The sequence below is a fragment of the Ramlibacter agri genome, from assembly GCF_012927085.1.
In the GTDB taxonomy this organism is placed as follows: Bacteria; Pseudomonadota; Gammaproteobacteria; order Burkholderiales; family Burkholderiaceae_C; genus Ramlibacter; species Ramlibacter agri.
Genome location: NZ_JABBFX010000003.1, coordinates 223,244 through 239,048, shown reverse-complemented (window position 1 = coordinate 239,048; position 15,805 = coordinate 223,244). Strand labels below are relative to the sequence as shown.

Annotated in this window: 14 protein-coding genes and 1 pseudogene; 6 read left to right on the top strand and 9 right to left on the bottom strand. The window is 67.5% G+C overall.

Annotation, left to right across the window (positions count from 1 at the left end):
* Window positions 1–382: 382 nt before the first annotated feature.
* On the top strand, window positions 383–1,006 hold the full coding sequence (locus HHL11_RS25755) for a hypothetical protein (protein ID WP_169421467.1): 624 nt from the start codon (window positions 383–385) through the stop codon (window positions 1,004–1,006).
* On the opposite strand, the pseudogene HHL11_RS25750 reads toward HHL11_RS25755, so the two are convergent.
* From HHL11_RS25750 to HHL11_RS25740, 3 genes and pseudogenes are all read right to left on the bottom strand, one after another.
* Window positions 1,003–1,419, bottom strand: a pseudogene (locus HHL11_RS25750) (IS1 family transposase); the annotation flags it as partial. The gene HHL11_RS25755 and the pseudogene HHL11_RS25750 overlap by 4 nt on opposite strands.
* A gap of 369 nt (window positions 1,420–1,788) precedes the next feature.
* A complete protein-coding gene (locus tag HHL11_RS25745) occupies window positions 1,789–3,762 on the bottom strand; it encodes an aconitase family protein (RefSeq protein WP_169421465.1) in 1,974 nt (657 codons plus the stop codon).
* On the bottom strand, window positions 3,759–4,658 hold the full coding sequence (locus HHL11_RS25740; RefSeq protein ID WP_169421464.1) for a LysR family transcriptional regulator: 900 nt from the start codon (window positions 4,656–4,658) through the stop codon (window positions 3,759–3,761). Before HHL11_RS25740 ends, HHL11_RS25745 begins: the two co-directional genes overlap by 4 nt.
* A gap of 83 nt (window positions 4,659–4,741) precedes the next feature.
* Here HHL11_RS25740 and HHL11_RS25735 point away from each other — a divergent pair, with 83 nt between their 5' ends.
* Genes HHL11_RS25735 through HHL11_RS25720 form a run of 4 tightly spaced genes read left to right on the top strand, consistent with a single transcriptional unit; the run spans window position 4,742 to window position 9,018 of the window.
* On the top strand, window positions 4,742–5,698 hold the full coding sequence (locus tag HHL11_RS25735; RefSeq protein WP_169421463.1) for a hydroxymethylglutaryl-CoA lyase: 957 nt from the start codon (window positions 4,742–4,744) through the stop codon (window positions 5,696–5,698).
* Window positions 5,695–6,885, top strand: coding sequence for a CaiB/BaiF CoA transferase family protein (locus HHL11_RS25730; RefSeq protein WP_169421462.1), 1,191 nt, complete (start codon window positions 5,695–5,697; stop codon window positions 6,883–6,885). The genes HHL11_RS25735 and HHL11_RS25730 overlap by 4 nt, the downstream gene beginning before the upstream one ends.
* A 24-nt stretch (window positions 6,886–6,909) precedes the next feature.
* The gene (locus HHL11_RS25725) at window positions 6,910–7,887 is read left to right on the top strand and encodes a Bug family tripartite tricarboxylate transporter substrate binding protein (RefSeq protein ID WP_169421461.1); all 978 of its coding nucleotides are present in this window, start codon (window positions 6,910–6,912) and stop codon (window positions 7,885–7,887) included.
* A 45-nt stretch (window positions 7,888–7,932) separates the two neighbouring features.
* Entirely contained in the window at window positions 7,933–9,018 is a 1,086-nt protein-coding gene (locus HHL11_RS25720) for an AbrB family transcriptional regulator (RefSeq protein ID WP_205964656.1), read from the top strand.
* Window position 9,019: 1 nt separating this feature from the next.
* Here the strand turns inward: HHL11_RS25720 and HHL11_RS25715 are convergent, their stop codons facing one another.
* The 5 genes from HHL11_RS25715 to HHL11_RS25695 form a co-directional block, all read right to left on the bottom strand.
* A complete protein-coding gene (locus tag HHL11_RS25715) occupies window positions 9,020–9,472 on the bottom strand; it encodes a hypothetical protein (protein ID WP_169421460.1) in 453 nt (150 codons plus the stop codon).
* Between the two features lie 32 nt (window positions 9,473–9,504).
* The gene (locus HHL11_RS25710; RefSeq protein ID WP_169421459.1) at window positions 9,505–10,347 is read right to left on the bottom strand and encodes a dienelactone hydrolase family protein; all 843 of its coding nucleotides are present in this window, start codon (window positions 10,345–10,347) and stop codon (window positions 9,505–9,507) included.
* 129 nt (window positions 10,348–10,476) lie between these two features.
* Window positions 10,477–10,887 carry a hypothetical protein gene (locus HHL11_RS25705; protein WP_169422279.1) on the bottom strand — a complete coding sequence of 137 codons (411 nt, stop codon included), beginning with the start codon at window positions 10,885–10,887 and terminating at the stop codon, window positions 10,477–10,479.
* Window positions 10,888–10,930: 43 nt separating this feature from the next.
* The gene (locus HHL11_RS25700) at window positions 10,931–11,701 is read right to left on the bottom strand and encodes a COG4705 family protein (protein ID WP_169421458.1); all 771 of its coding nucleotides are present in this window, start codon (window positions 11,699–11,701) and stop codon (window positions 10,931–10,933) included.
* Complete coding sequence (locus HHL11_RS25695; protein ID WP_169421457.1) at window positions 11,701–12,045, bottom strand: PepSY domain-containing protein; 345 nt, start codon at window positions 12,043–12,045, stop codon at window positions 11,701–11,703. Before HHL11_RS25695 ends, HHL11_RS25700 begins: the two co-directional genes overlap by 1 nt.
* Before the next feature lie 136 nt (window positions 12,046–12,181).
* On the opposite strand from HHL11_RS25695, the gene HHL11_RS25690 reads away from it, so the two are divergent.
* Complete coding sequence (locus HHL11_RS25690; protein ID WP_169421456.1) at window positions 12,182–13,414, top strand: alpha/beta fold hydrolase; 1,233 nt, start codon at window positions 12,182–12,184, stop codon at window positions 13,412–13,414.
* Between the two features lie 3 nt (window positions 13,415–13,417).
* Here HHL11_RS25690 and HHL11_RS25685 read toward each other — a convergent pair whose 3' ends face one another.
* Window positions 13,418–15,790 carry a DNA polymerase II gene (locus tag HHL11_RS25685; protein ID WP_169421455.1) on the bottom strand — a complete coding sequence of 791 codons (2,373 nt, stop codon included), beginning with the start codon at window positions 15,788–15,790 and terminating at the stop codon, window positions 13,418–13,420.
* Window positions 15,791–15,805: the final 15 nt, after the last annotated feature.

Here is a 15,805-nt window from a genome sequence, read left to right as displayed (position 1 = left end):
TGTTTCAAGGAGTATCAAACTCGATTCATCTGCTTACAAATACCTTCGACCCCGCAGGAGCACCCGCTTGTCCGCCATTCCAGGCTCGCATCCAACGAAGGTTCTAGTCCGCGCCGGTAGTGGGTCAGTTTGAATCTTGGCTCGTAACAATAGCCCCGCTTGTCGGAAGGATGAGCGCGAAAGTTGCTTTATCCGATAAAGGCACCTGTTGGGTAATTGGCAAGTGGCTGAGCCTATGCTGCAATGTGCCGAAAAAGAGGCACCACGATGCAGAAGGAACTGGACGGTAGGAGGCGGTACTCTCCTACGAAGGAGCCGAAGGCCCGTCACGATAGTCACTGCGTAGCCCTGGTTCAACGGGGTATATGGAGGTGAGCCGCGAATGGAGCGCTTTTCGTCCGCCCAAGCAGATGCCGCCCGCCCCCAGCCCCCCACCCGCTCCGCCGCAAAAGAAGCGGTGAAACGGAAGGAGAAAGGTTCTATGGCCCTGGAACAATCTGCCCCGACCGCTGCGCCTGGCACTCTTCCTGTGCTGATGGCTGAAGTCCGCTATGCCATTGTGTTTGCTGACATGAACGAAGCGTCCTATCGCTTCATTCACAGAGCGCTCCTGTTCGCAGGATTCATCTGCGCCGGACTTAGTGGATCGACCGTTGTGCCGTTGCTGACTAAGACCGCTTCACCAGAAGTAGTTGTGATTTGGACGCTTGGCCTAGCCGCCTTGTCAGTAGTTTCTTTTTCCGCGCAGAAGGCATTCGGCTTCGACAAACGAGCTGACGCCTTCCAAAAGGCGAGGGCGAAGTTCCAACTTCTTGAGGGGAAGGGTTGGACAATGGCCCCTCATGACTTGCAGAGTCGCATTGCCACCCTGCGATCCGATGCGCCTACTGGGGGTCAATGGTTGGCCGCTGCTGCCTACAACAAGGCATGCGAAGAGCTAGGCCATCCTGAATTTCATATGCCAGTACCTGTGCCAGCACGCCTCTTTGGGGCGTTAGCGTCTTAAGCATTCGTTTCCGCCATGAGGACGATGTCCTCCATGCTCCAAAGTAGGTCCGTCACGCCCGCCTCCATTGCGGGCGTGGTCTTGATGGGCCTGGGAATCTTCACAAAGTTGTAGACCATGAAGTAGAGGCCAATAGCCGCCATATGGTTCTCCAGCTTCTTGCTGAACGCATTGGTCAAGCGCGCAAAGCGGCGCATCCCCATCCGCATTGAGAGGTTCGCACGTTCTACGTGCGAGGTGCTGATGTGGTCCACGTCAGGAGCACCGAACACCACTTGCCTCTCGGCAGCGACGAACTCGGCCAGGCTGTAGCGGCGCTTAGCTTCCTTCTGTGCGCCACCGTCCGCATAGGACTTGTTCAGGACAGCGTAGTCAACCTTCCCGCCGAGGGCCATGTCCACCGCATGCGGGTATCCGAAGCTGCGAGAGCATCATGCTCATGCAACTGAGCAAGGATTGGGAAGAGTTCAAACTACGCTTGGAGGCGTTCTTGCCCGTCCACACGCCACAGCTAACGCTGGTGACTGGAAGGCCTGACCTAGAGATGGGCGCGGACTCTAACCTGCCTTTTTGGGCTTCTTCTTCGCCACCACCTTGGTCCCCTTGGGGGCGACTTGCTATTGAGGCTCAGGCGGCTTCCTGGGGGTCTCGCCGGTGGCTTGGCGCACCACGTCTAGGGCTACCTGGGTGAAGTCTTTCCGGGTCATGAGGGCAAGCGTAGCAAGGGCTGTCAGAGGGGAAAACTATTTTGTAGCACCGAATCCGACAGACTGAACCAGTACCTACGCGCCGACCTTCTTGCGCAGTTGTTCGAACGAGCACAGTTCGCCGGCCAGCGCACTCGCCATCACCGTCGGCGGGCTCGCCAGCCACACCTGCCCGGGGCCGGAGCGACCGGGGAAGTTGCGGTTGATCGCACTCACGGTCACCTGCCCCGTGTCGGTGGACGAACCCGGGCCGCAGTTGGCGCAGGCGCCGCAGGAAGGCTGCAGGATGCGGGCGCCGGACTGCTCGAAGACGCGGTCGTAGCCGCGCGCCAGGCAGTAGTCGCGCACGGCGGTCGTGCCGTATTGCAGATAGAGCTGCACGTGCTCCGGCACCTTCAAGCCATGCTCCAGGCCCCAGGCCAGCACCTCGTGGTAGTGGTCGAAGTCCTCGCGCTTGCCCGCAGTGCAGGAACCGCCGTAGGCGATGTCCACGCGCACGGGTTGTGCCAGCGCTTCGACCGCGTGACCGTTGCCCGGGTCGCCGGGCGAGGCCACCATCGGGCCCAGGGCGCTGCAATCGACGCGCAGCACGCGCGAATAAGAAGCCCCGGGGTCGCTGCGCATCCAGTCTTCCAACTGGAAGTCGACGCCGCGCCGCTCGCGCAGGAAGCGCACCGTCTCTTCATCCGGCTCGACGATGCCGGTGAGGCCGCCCAGTTCCGCCGTCATGTTGGTGAGCGTCGCGCGTTCGTCGGTGCCCAGCGCGCGCAACACCGGTCCCGCGAATTCGAACACCTGGCCCACGGCCGCACCGCCGCGGATATCCGGCAGCGCCAGCAGGTGCAGCACCACGTCCTTCGCCGTCACGCCGCGCGCCAGCTGCCCTTGCAGCTCCACGCGCAGCATCGGCGCCATCGTCATGCGCACCGCGCCGGTGGCGAAGGCGTTGGCCATGTCGGTGGTGCCCACGCCGAAAGCGAAGCAGCCCAGCGCGCCGCTGTGCGGCGTGTGCGAATCGGTGCCGACGACCACCTGCCCCGGCAGCGCATAGCGCTCGGCCATCATCGCGTGCGAGATGCCGGCGACGTTGCTGCCGTCGTCCTGCCTGGCCTCGAAGTCGGTCAGGGTGCGGTGGTAGCGCAGCCCGTGCCGCGCAGCAAAGTCGCGCTGTGCCTGCACCATCGCATGCATGTTGGTGACGAGGCCGGCTTTGCGGTGCGCGGGGCTTTCCTCGACGTAGGTCGCGTGGTCCTCGAACACCACGATGCTCTCCGGATCGCGCAGCGCGTGCGAAGCACCGAGCGTGCGATCCAGCATGTGCGCCGCCATCCCCGTGTAGTACTCGTGGATGAAGCGCCAGTCCGCATGCAGGAAGCAGCCCTCGCCGACGGCCGGTTGCTCCGGCGTGGCGGCGGTGCGCAGCAGGTGGCGCTGGACGATCTTCTCGTACAAGGTCTGCGGGCGCGTCGAGGTCACTGCAACCGCCGGCCGCGCATCGCGCAGCTGCTCCTGCCCGAAGCGCAGCAGGCCGCCCGCGCGCAGGATCGCCGTGGCCAGCGGCTCGCGGTCGCGCAGCAGGTCTTCGATGGCGATCGCTTCGCCACGCTCGATGCGATCGAGCAAGCCGAAATCGGTGGACGTGAACAGGCCGGTGTTGTCCGCGTTCTGCCGGTACAGGCGCTCGAAGCTCTCGGCGATCACCAGCCGGATGCCGGCCAGCCGTTCGGCCGCCGGGCTGTGTTCGCGCGACGAACCCTTGCCGTAGCGCCGCCCGGCCACCGTCACCTGGAAGCCGCCCGCCTGCACGGCACCCACGGCAATTGGCGTCTCGCCACCCGCGGCAAAGCCGGTGTAAGGGAAGCGGGCCAGCTTGTCGTCGTAGTGGGACATGATGGCCACCGGCGAGATTTCGTCGGTGGAAATGTCGCTGCGCAGCGCACCGGCCTGCGCGCGCGTGAGGCGCTCGCCGGCAAGCTGGCGGCGCACGAGCGACGGGTCGTCGGCGAGGAAGAGGATGCGCGGTTGCGCGCCGAAGTTCAGGGTGTTCATGGGGCGATGGAGGCGAGGTAGTCCAGCAGCAGCCGGGCCGAAGGCGTCAGCGACTCGACGTCGCGGAAGCAGATGAGGAAACGCCGCTCGGCCCAGGGCTCGTCCAGCGGCAGCAGCTTGAGTCCGTAGGCGACGGCCATGGGTTCCGCCACTTCGCGCGGCACCAGGCTGATGGCCAGCCCGGCGCGCACGACGCGTAGCGCGGCTTCGAAATTGGTGACGATCACGCGATGCTTCACCGGCCGGCCCAGGCTGGCGGCCAGTTGCTGCAGGCGCACCTGCACCGCGCTGTTGACGGGCAGGCTCACCTGCTCGAAGTCCAGCGTGTCGGCGAAGCGCACCTTGCGCTTGCCTGCCAGCGCGTGGCGCGGCGGCACGACCACGCACAGGTGGTCGCTGCGATAGGGGCGCGATTGCAGGCCGTTGACGTCCGCGGCGTCCCAGCACACGCCCAGCGAGGCCATGCCTTCCTGCACGCCGCGCACGATCTCCGGGCTGACGCGCTCCTCCAGGTCGACCTGGATCGCGCGGTGCCTGGGGTCGGCCAGGAAGGCGGCGACGTCTTCCGCCAGCGATTCCGTCATGGCCGACACTGAAGCCAGCACGCGCACTTGCCCGCGCGCACCGGCCGCGAAGTTGCGCATGTCGGCCTCGATGCGCGCCGCGCTATCGAGCATGGCGCGCGCGTGTTCCAGCAGGGTCTGGCCGGCGGTGGTGGGCACCACGCCATAGCGCTTGCGCGCCAGCAGCGGCGTGCCGAGCTGGTCTTCCAGCTGGGCCAGCCGCTTGCTGATGGCCGAGCCGACGATGTTGGCCTGCTCGCCGGCGCGCGCGATGTTGCCCGTCTCGCAGACGGAGACGAACAGGCGGAGCGTGGTGAGGTCGAGATCGCGCATGGAGATGCCAGACGTTCCAATTTGGAACGAAAGCGTTCCGAAAGTGATTATCTGGAGCGGTTCGGAAATTCTAAACTTGCTCCATGAACGAACCAAGCTCTTCGCGAGCGCTGCCGCGGCGCGTCGCCATCCGCGACGTCGGCCTGCGCGACGGCCTCCAGATCATTCCCCGCACCGTGCCCACCGCCCTCAAGCTGGAGTGGCTGCGCGACGCGCACGCCGCCGGCCTGCGCGAAATGGAAGTCGGCTCCTTCGTGCCCGCACGGCTGATGCCGCAACTGGCCGACACCGCCGAAGTGCTGGCCTTCGCGAAGACGCTGCCCGGCCTGGTCGCCAGCGTGCTCGTTCCCAACCTCAAGGGCGCAGAACGCGCCATCGCCGAAGAAGCGCACGCGATGCTGGTGCCGATCTCGGCGAGCCACGCGCACAGCCTGGCTAACCTGCGCAAGACGCCGGATGAAGTGGTGGCGGAGATCGGCCGCATGCGCGCCGCGCGCGACGCCGCGGGTTCGCACACCTTGCTGGAGGTGGGCATCAGCACCGCCTTCGGCTGCACGATCCAGGGCCGGGTGGAGGAAAGCGAAGTGGTGCGCCTGGTGCAGGCCGTGCTGGACGCCGGCGCCGACAAGGTCAGCCTGGCCGACACGGTGGGCTATGCCGACCCCGCGATGGTGTCGCGCCTGTTCGAGAAGGTGCTGCCCGTCGCCCGCGGCAAGCTGGACTCTGCACACTTCCACGACACGCGCGGCCTCGGCCTGGCCAACTGCTACGCCGCGCTGCAGATGGGCGTGACGCGCCTGGATGCCTGCCTCGGCGGCATCGGCGGCTGCCCGCATGCGCCCGGCGCCAGCGGCAACGTCGCCACCGAAGACCTGGCCTACATGCTGGCCAGCATGGGGATCGAAACGGGGCTGGACTTCGACGCGCTGCTCGTGCTGCGCAAGAAGCTGGCCCACTGGCTCGAAGGCGAGCAACTGCATGGCAGCGTCTGGCAAGCAGGCCTGCCGAAGACGATGAAGAAAAAGGAAGTCGCAGCATGAACGCGCCGCAACCGCTACAAGGCCTGAAGGTCTTCGAGTTCACCCACATGGTCATGGGCCCCACCTGCGGCATGGTGCTGGCCGACATGGGCGCCGAGGTCATCAAGATCGAACCCGTGCAGGGCGAGAACACGCGCCGCCTGCTGGGTGCGGGCTCGGGCTTCTTCCCCATGTACAACCGCAACAAGAAGAGCATCGGCCTGGACCTGCACCAGCCCGAAGGCGCCGCGGCGGCCCGACGCCTGTGCGCCAGCGCGGACGTGGTGATCGAGAACTTCAAGCCCGGCACGATGGCGAAGTACGGCCTGGACTACGCCAGCCTCTCCAAGGACAACCCGCGCCTCATCTACGCCAGCCACAAGGGCTTCCTGCCCGGCCCTTACGACCACCGCACGGCGCTCGACGAAGTGGTGCAGATGATGGGCGGCCTGGCCTACATGACCGGCCGGCCCGGCGACCCGCTGCGCGCCGGCGCCAGCGTCAACGACATCATGGGCGGCCTGTTCGGCGCCATCGGCACGCTGGGCGCGCTGATCCAGCGCGGCATCACCGGCCGCGGCATGGAAGTGCAGTCAGCCCTGTACGAGAACAACGTGTTCCTGATGGGGCAGCACATGCTGCAGTACGCGATGACGGGCCGCCATCCGCAACCCATGCCCGCGCGCGACAACCCCTGGGCCGTGTACGACGTGTTCACGGTGAAGGACGGCGAGCAGATCTTCCTGGCCGCGGTGAGCGACGCGCAGTGGCAAGCCTTCTGCGACGCGCTGGGCTTCCCCGACTTGAAGGCCGAGCCGGACCTCGCCACCAACAACCAGCGCGTGCAGCAGCGCCCGCGCCTGCTCGCCACCTTGCGCGAACGCCTCGCCCGCCGCGGCGCGGAGGAACTCGCCGCGATCATGGAGCAGGCCGGCCTGCCCTTCGCGCCGATCCGCAAGCCCGAGGACCTGCTGCACGACGAGCACCTGCTCGCCACCGGCGGCCTCGCGGACGTGACGCTGCCGGACGGCGACAAGGCCGGCCAGCAGGTGAAGACCACGCTGTTCCCGATCACCATGGACGGCGACCGCCTCGGCGTGCGGCTGCAGCCGCCGCGCCTGGGCGAGCACAGCGCGGAGCTGCTGGCCGCGGCAGGTTACAGTGAGGCCGAAATCGCGGCGCTGCGCGAGCGCGCCGTGGTGAACTGAAACGCATACAAAAGGAGACAAGCCATGAAGTTTTCCCAGATCACGCGCCGCGCCTGCCTGGGCGCGGCCCTCGTCGCCGCCAGCGCGCTGCCGCTGCTGGCGCAGGCCGCCGACCCGGTGGTCCGCTTCATCCTGCCCAACGCCACCGGCTCGGGCGTGGACGCCATCACCCGTGCGGCATCGCCCGCGCTGGGCAAGGCGCTCGGCGCCAACGTGGTCGTCGACAACCAGCCGGGCGCCGGCGGCGTCGTCGGCCTGCAGCAGCTGGCCCGCTCGCCCAACGACGGCTCGGTGCTGTCGGTGGTGTCGAACAACGTGGTCATCTTCCCCAGCGTGCTGAAGTCGCTGCCCTTCGACATGCCCGGCGACTTCACGCCGATCGCCGTCGTCGGTGCCACGCCCATGGTGCTGGTGGTGAACCCGACCAAGATGCCGGTCAAGGACGCGAAGGAATTCTTCGCGGCGCTGAAGGCCAAGCCGGGCCAGTACAACTTCGGTTCCGGCGGCAACGGCACCATCCTGCACCTGGCCAGCGAAATGGTGCTGGACGCCGCGGGCGCCAAGGCCAAGCACATCCCCTACAAGGGCGTGGGCCCGATGGTGACCGACCTGATCGGCGGCCAGATCGACTTCGCCACCGCGGCGCTGCCCAGCGTGCAAGGCCAGATCAAGGCCGGCCAGCTGCGCGCCATCGGCCTGCTGCCGGCGCAGCGCACGGCCGCCGCGCCCGAGATCGCCACCTTCGCCGAGCAAGGCCTGACCAACTTCGAGATGGAAGCCTGGTTCGCGGTGATCGGCCCCAAGGGCATGAGCCCGGCCAACGTCAAGAAGGCACATGACGCTGTGACGGCGGCATTCGCCGACCCCGCCGTGAAGGATGTCATGGCCAAGCAGGGCAACACCATCAAGGTGAGCACGCCGGAGCAGGCGCAATCGGCCTTCCACACCGAGCTGGCGAAGTACGCCGCGCTGGTGAAGAAGGTCGGGCTCGAGCCGCAGTAAGCCCCGCGTCCGGCACGCCGCCATGGCGTGCCGGATAATCCGCCGGTGCCGCGGACCCGCCTGAAGCTGAACCGATTCCATCTTCGCTGGTCCATCCTGGTCCTGGTGTCCGTCGTCCTGGCGGCGGGCTTCGACCACCTGGGGCTGCCGGCCGGCCGGCTGCTGGGCCCCATGGTCGCCGCCATCGCCTTCGCGGTCGGCGGCCGGGAAGTGGTGGTCACGCGCCACGGCTTCGTCGCCGCGCAAGGCATCATCGGCCTGCTCATCGCGCGCGGCATCCCCGTCTCCATGCTGTCCACGCTCTCCGACCACTGGGGCGTGTTCCTCGTCGGCGTGCTGTCGGTGACGGTGCTCGCCAACGGCCTGGGCTGGATGCTCACGCGCTGGCAGGTGCTGCCCGGCGACACGGCCATCTGGGGCGCGGCGCCCGGTGCGGCGTCCGCGATGATGATCATGGCCGAAGCGCATGGCGCGGACGTGCGCCTGGTCGCCTTCATGCAGTACCTGCGCGTGGTCTGCGTGTCGGTCTCCGCCTCGCTGGTCGCGCATTTCTGGATCCAGAACACGGGGACGCCGGTTCCGCATCCGGCGGCAGCCTCGCTGCTGCTGCCGCCCGGCAGCTGGCCCGGGCTGGGGGCCACGCTGGTCATCGCCCTCGCGGGCTCGTACGTCGGCGTGAAGCTGCGGCTGCCCGCGGGCGGCCTGCTGCTGCCGATGATTTGCGGCGTGCTGATGCAGGACTTCGCGCACGTGCCCGTCGAACTGCCGCCGCTGGTGCTGGCCGTGGCCTATGCCTTCGTCGGCTGGACCATCGGCATGCGCTTCAACCGCCAGGTGCTGGCCGACGCAGCGCGCTCGCTGCCCAAGGTGCTGGCATCGATCATCACGCTGATCGTGCTGTGCGGGTGCGTCGGGCTGGTGCTGGTGCACTGGGCCCACGTGGACCCGCTGACCGCCTATCTCGCCACCAGTCCCGGCGGCGCCGATTCGGTGGCCATCATTGCGGCGTCGAGCCCGGTGGACATGGCCTTCGTGCTGACGATGCAGGTGCTGCGGATGCTGTTCACGATGGCAACCGGGCCGGCGATCGCGCGGATGCTGGCGGCGCGCCTGGAAAAGCGCGCCGCCTGAGTCACTTCTTGCGCGTGTGCTCGGCGATCACCTGCCGGTGATCCGCCTCGGCCGGCGCTGGCCAATCCCGCAAAGCCTGCCGCACCGCGCCATGTGCGATCGCCACCTCCGGGTCGGCGTGCACGTGGCTCCAGTAGCGCGCGGCGAAAGCGCTGGCCTGCTGCTGGTCGGCCGGCGGATTCAGCAACTGCTCCACGGCGCCGCGCACCGCGGCGCGCACGCCGGGCTGGTCGCGCGCCTCGGGTTGTTCGCGCAGGTGGTCGATGTCGGCCATCAGCTCGGACAGGCTGCGCAGCCAGGCGAAGTTCTCGTCGCGCGTGGCGAGCATCAGCAGGTCGCCCGGGCCGGGCTCTTCGGCCAGGCCGTTCACCTGCATGTACTCGCGGCTGGCGCGACGCAGCAGGATGCGGTGCAGCTCACGCAGCACGCGTTCGAGGGCGGTCCAGTCCTTCATGTTCGCTCCTGCAGGCTCGCCAATCGCAACGATCAGGCCAGGCCCTGCTTGAACGTCGCAAGCAGGCGCGTCCAGGCGCGTTCCGCCTGCGCGGCATCGTAGACCTGCGTGTCGGGCGGGCACCAGCCATGGGCGGCCGGGTACACCTCCACCTCGCCGGGAAGCTTCGCGGCGGCCAACGCCTCCTTGAGGGCGACCTTGGCTTGCGGCTCCTTCTGGTCGTCGTTCTCGGCAATGGCGATCAGGTACTCCGCCTTCGTCTGGGCGATGAGGCGATGCGGGCTGTCGGGCGCAGGGGTCACCATGGCGGCGCCGTGGAAGGTTCCGACAGCGCCCACGCGGCCGGGCGCCACGCTCGCGGTACGCACGGCGATCGGGCCGCCCATGCAATAACCGGTGGTGCCGATCTTGCGCGCCTTGTCGACTTCGGCCTGCGTGTCCAGCCAGGCCACGAAGGCCTTGCCATCGGTCAGGTGCATGGCCGGCGTGAGGGCCTGCATCAGCGGCATCACTTCGGCGATGGGCGTCTTGCCGCCTTGCGGCGCGGTGGGCGCCTTCTTCTGCCGGTAGAAGGGGTTCACCACCAGCACGCTGTAGCCCGACTCGGCCAGGCGCCGGCCCATCTGCCTGAAGGCGGGACGCAGGCCGAAGATGTCCGGCCACACCAGCACGGCGGGCGCTGCCCCGGACGTGGGATGGACAAAGTACGCGTCGCACGTGCCATCGGGCGTGGTGATGGTCACTTCGCGCTCGGCCACGGCCACGGCGTTGGCCACGCTGGGCAGCGCGGTCAGCATGCCCGCGGATGCGGCCCACGCGGCGAAATCGCGGCGGGTGTATTTCTTGAGTTCTTCCTGGTCGTTTGCGTCGCACATGGCTGGGTCACCTCATGGATCAGGTTGCAGGTCTGCGTGCGTAGTATGGCTGCTCCAGGGCATCCAAGCTGCAACGCTGACCTCCCAGCCGGGCAGCGAGATTCGCGGGCGTCGCACTGGGCGCCGGAATCAGCGCAGTCCCGCCGCAGAGTCGAACGCGGCCAGCACGTCGGTCATTGCGCTTTTGCACCTGGCTGCATCAGGACTTCCGGCGCGCAGTGCGTCCAGCGCGCGATCGATGGCCTTGTCCAGGACATGCCAGTCCGCCGCAGACCGGGGCTTCAGCCCCGCTTCGGCCTCGTCCCAGGCGGTCTCCAGGTCCTTGATGCGGGTCTTCGCGCCAGGGAGGTCGCCTTTGTCGACCATTGCGGACGTGTCCTGCGCGATCTTGCGGAACCTCGACAGGTCGCCCAGGCGAGAGACCTTGCCCTGCTCTGCATGGGCGCTCGCCATGGGAGACAGAGCAGGCAGCGACTGGCCCAGGGCCAGCAGCAGTCCGAAGGTGGCGGTGGCGACACCGCTGATGCGAAGCTTGTTCATGTTTTCCGGTTTCATGGGTTGATGCTTCTCCCGACCGGGGCGCTCAGGACGCGACCCGCCGGCCAGGCAGGCTGATGTAGACGACAAGGGTGGCGATCACGGCCAGGAACACTGCGCTGGTGACCACGGTGCCGAGTCCCAGGCCGCCGTATTCGCGGGCCTGCGCCAGCAGGTCGCCGAGAGAGGCTCCGAGCGGTCGGGTGAGGATGTAGGCGAGCCAGAAGGCCAGCACGGCATTCGCTCCGGCGCGCCACGCCACTGCGATGAGCGCGATGAGGGCGCCAAAGGCGAGCACACCGACCTGGAAACCGAGGCCGAGCGCCTCGGTCGCCAGATCGCCGGCCGCCGTGCCGAGCGCAAAGGTGACCAGCACGGCGCCCCAATAGAACAGCTCCCGCGAGCGGGTGTCGATCGCGTTGATAGCCAGCGTCCCTTCGGCGCGATGCCAGATCCAGAAGCAAGCCACCAGCAGCACGCTGAAGACAGCGGTGCTCACATAGAGGCTCACGTTCAGGGTGTCCGTCAGCATGTCGGTGATCTGGGTGCCGACGACGCTCAGGAGCACCACCGTCAGCCAGTAGATCCAGGGCACGTAGCGGTGCCGGGTCAGTTGCAGCAGCAGGGCGGCGACGAGCAGAGCGCTCATGAGCCCGGTGGTGAGGGCCGCGCCGAGGCCGACGTGCACGGCCAGATAGTCGGCGCCCGTCTCGCCCACCGTCGTCGCGAGGACCTTGATCACCCAGAAACTCAAGGTGATGGCCGGGACCTTGTTAAAGAAGGCCGGGGCAAGGATGGAGGGATGGGCGCCTTCCATCACTTCTCCTGGGCTTCCTTGGTGGCTTCGGACGCTTCCTGTGCGGCGCTTTCCTTTTTCTGCGACACGACCTTGCCGGTCAGGGCGTCGACCTGGATCTCGGTCACGCCGCTCTTGCCGTTCTGCGCCAGGTCGAAGGACCAGACCAGCTTGCCGTGTTCGCGCTCGAGCTCCGCGCTCTGGACTTTGCCGCCCGGCACCCGGGCGAGCGCGGTCTTGGTGGCCTGGTCCTGGCCGATCTTGGCCTGGGCCTGCAGTTCGGCCTGTGAGGGCTCTGCGGCGAAGGCGTGCGAGAACGTGAAGGCACCGGCCAGGGCGAGGATGGGAAGGGTGGGCTTGAACATCATGAACTCCGTCGAAAGCCACACCGCCCCGATGGCGGCGTGTGGAGCAATGGTGCGGGGCCGTCCTGAGATGGACCTGAGGACGCACAACTGGTAACGCCGGTCGTTGTGCATACCTTCGGTTCTAATGCACTCCATGACCACGACCTACCGCATCCCCGGTGCCGTCCTGACCGAGCGCGAGCACACCGTTCCCTTGGTTCACGGCGATCCGTCGCGTGGCACGATCAGTGTGTTCACGCGCGAAGTCGCGGCCCCGGACGGTCTGGATCGCCCTTACCTCGTGTTCCTGCAGGGCGGCCCCGGCTTCGAGGCTGCCCGCCCGACGAGCCCGCCCTCAGGGTGGATGGCGCGTGCCTTGAAAGACTTTCGGGTCCTGTTGCTGGACCAGCGGGGCACGGGGCGCTCCACCCCCGTCGGCCCCGTCATCCCGGGGGCAACGGCCGCCGAACAGGCCGAGTACCTCACGCATTTCCGCGCCGACGCCATCGTGCGCGACCTCGAAGTGATTCGCGCCGAACTCGGCGCCGAGCGCTGGAGCCTGCTCGGTCAGAGCTTCGGTGGCTTCACCTCGCTCACCTACCTGTCGCTGGCGCCCGAGGGCCTGCGGGAAGTGCTGATCACCGGCGGGCTCGCGCCGATCACCAATCGGCCGGTCGACGAGGTCTACGCGGCAACCTGGGTGCGCGTGCGCGAAGCGAACCAGCGCTATCACGAGCGATACCCGGGAGACCTGGCTCGCTTGCGGACGATCCTGCGCCGCCTCGACGAGGAAGACGTCCGCCTGCCCAACGGCGACCGCCTCACATCACGCCGGTTGCGGCAGGCCGGGATGTGGCTCGGCGACAGCGCCGGGTTCGAACGGCTGCACCACCTGCTCGAGCTGCCCTTCGGCTCGGCGGCCTTCCTGGCCGACGCGCAGATGGCCTCTGGCTGGGAGCGCAATCCGATCTACGCGACGCTCCATGAGTCCTCGTACGCCGACGGCGGCGCCACCCGCTGGTCGGCAGGCCGCCTTGCGCCCGAGGAGGCAATCACCGGCGACCTGCTCGGCGCGGAGCACGTCTTTCCCTGGATGTGGGATGACTATGCGGGCTTGCGCGCGCATCGCGAGGCGGCGCAGCTTCTGGCCGAACATCCCTGGCCGCGCCTTTACGACGCCGACCGCCTCGCCCGGAACAAGGTCCCCGTGGCAGCGACCGTGTACGTCGACGACGTCTATGTGGAGCGATCGTTTGCCGAGGAGACGGCCCGCGGCGTCCGCGGGCTGCGAGCCTGGGTCACCAACGAGTACGCCCACAACGGCTTGCGGGCCGATGGCGAGCGCATCGTGGGTCGGCTGCTCGATATGGTCCGTGGCAGGGCGTAGCGGCTAGAAAAGCCGTCGCTGCAAGGTCGTCATCGCCGCGAAGCTCTCGCCCATCGGCTGCAGGATGGCGTCTGCAATCGGCTGGAGCTGCCGGGTGAGGTAGTGCTCGTAGTCGATCCCCGAGCGGCGCACCTCCAGGGGCTCCGGGCCGCTGCGGGTCATGACGTACCGGATCCACCCGCCGTTCTCGTACTGCCTGGGCCGGTTGACCTTCACGTTGTACTCGTCGGCGATGCGCGCGGCCCGGACCTGCGGCGGCACGTTGACCTGGTAGTCGGCTATGCGATGGCGCAGCCGCTTGCGATAAACGAGCAGGTCGTCCTTTTCGCCGGACAAGGTCGCTTGCGCGTAGTCGGTCACGAAAGCCTGGTAGGGCTCGCCACGGAAGATGCGCGAGAGCAGGCCCTCCTGGAACTGCCGCGCCAGCGGCGTCCAGTCGCTGCGAGCCATCTCCAGGCCGCGATAGATCATTTCCTCGCGGCCCGCGGCATCCACGCTCAAGCCGGCGTAACGCTTCTTGCTGCCGACGTCGGAGCCGCGGATCGTCGGCATGAAGAACTTCCTGTAATGCGTGTCGAGCTCGATCTCGAGGAAGCTCGCCAGCCCCTGTTCCTCGCGCAGCCTGTGCGACCACCAGGCATTGATGTCCTTCACCAGGGTCGCGGCGATCGCCTGCGCCTCCTCGTTCGTGTGGGCTCGCTTGAGCCAGATGAAGATCGAGTCGGTGTCGCCATAGATGGCCACGTACCCCCTCTTCTCCACGAACTCGCGCGTCAGTTGCACGATCTCGTGCCCACGCAAGGTCACCGCGGAAACGAGATTCGGGTTGAAGAAGCGGCAACCGGACGCGCCCAGCACCCCGGCGAAGGAGTTCATCAGCAGTTTCAGCGCTTGCGACAGCGGCTCGTTCCTCGCTCGCTTGGCCTCGTCCCGGGCCCGCCAGAGCGTGGTGACGATGTCCGGCAGGCAGTGCTTGTCGCGCGAGAAACGGGTGCCGTTCGGCCCGTGGATCAGCGTGGCCGTGTCGGCGGCGTACTGGCCTTCCACCAGGCCGACCGGGTCGACCAGGAAGGTGCGAATGATTGACGGATACAGGCTCTTGTAATCCAGGACGATGACGGAGTCGTAGAAGCCCGGCCGCGAGTCCATCACGTAGCCGCCGGGGAAGGCGCCCTCGGGCGCGTCGCCGACATTCGGCGCCACGTAGCCCTGGCGATGCATCCGCGGCAGGTAGACGTGGCTGAACGCGGCGATGGAGCCACCGAAGTGGTCCAGCTGCAGCCCGGTGGTCTGGGCGCGCTCCATCACGAACTGCAGCAATCGGGCCTTCTCGAAGATGCGCAGGACGAGCTCGCAGTCGCGGATGTTGTAGGCCGCCAGTGCCGGCTTGTCCTGCTGGTAGCGCCGCTCGATCTCGGCCATCTTGTCGTACTCGTCGCCGATCGCCTTGCCCTCGCCCAGCAGCTCCTGCGACACGGCCTCCAGGCTGAAGGAGGCAAAGCTCCACACCGCCGACCGGAGTGCCTCGATGCCGTCGATGGCCACTCGGCCAGGCATGGCCGCGAACAGGTAGCTCTGTTTGCCGGGGTGCTTGCGCCATTCGACGGGCCGGCGCTCACGCCCCAATAGCAGCGGCACGCCGCAGCCATCGGCGGTCGCCTGCAGCACCCGAAGGTCGAACTGGATCACGTTCCACCCGAGGATGGCGTCCGGGTCGTTGCGCTCGAACCAGTCGTTCAGCCGTTCGATCATGGCCTTGCGGCCAGGGCAATAGACGAGGCGGAAGTCGCCTGGCTCCGAGGCCTCGGCAGGCGGCTCCCCCAGCATGAAGACGACCCGCTCTCCCGTGCCGTCCAGGGCGATGGAATACAGCTCCTCGTGGGCGCTCGTCTCGATGTCCAGCGACACCACTTTCAGCGCGGGCCGGAAGTCCGGCGCAGGTTGCAGCTTGCAGTCGAAGATGGCAGTGCCCTCCGGGCGCCCGCCGTCGACGCTCACCCCCGCGGTGATGAACCGCTCCATCAGGTAGCGGTCATGGGGGCGGACGTCGGCCTCGTACAGCGGAATGTCCTGCGTCTCCAGCGCCCGGGCCAGGCGCCCGAGCAGCCGGTGCTGCCTGGCGTACACACCGATCACCGGCTCCTGGCGAAAAGTCTTCAGCTCCAGCTCGCGAAGCTGCAGGCCGGGCATGGCGGGGAGTTGCGCCTCGACTGCGGCCCTGTGCCTGGCCTCGACGAAGGCCACCGGGGTCTGTGCCGTCAGCACCACCTTCCTCGCCCCGGCTTCCGTGGCCAGCCAGTATTCGATCTCGGTGCCGGCCGCAGCGTCCCGCCAGTTCCGGGTGAGGAGGAAGCCCTTCAGCTCGTTGTGTTCCACGGAAGCTTAGGGAAC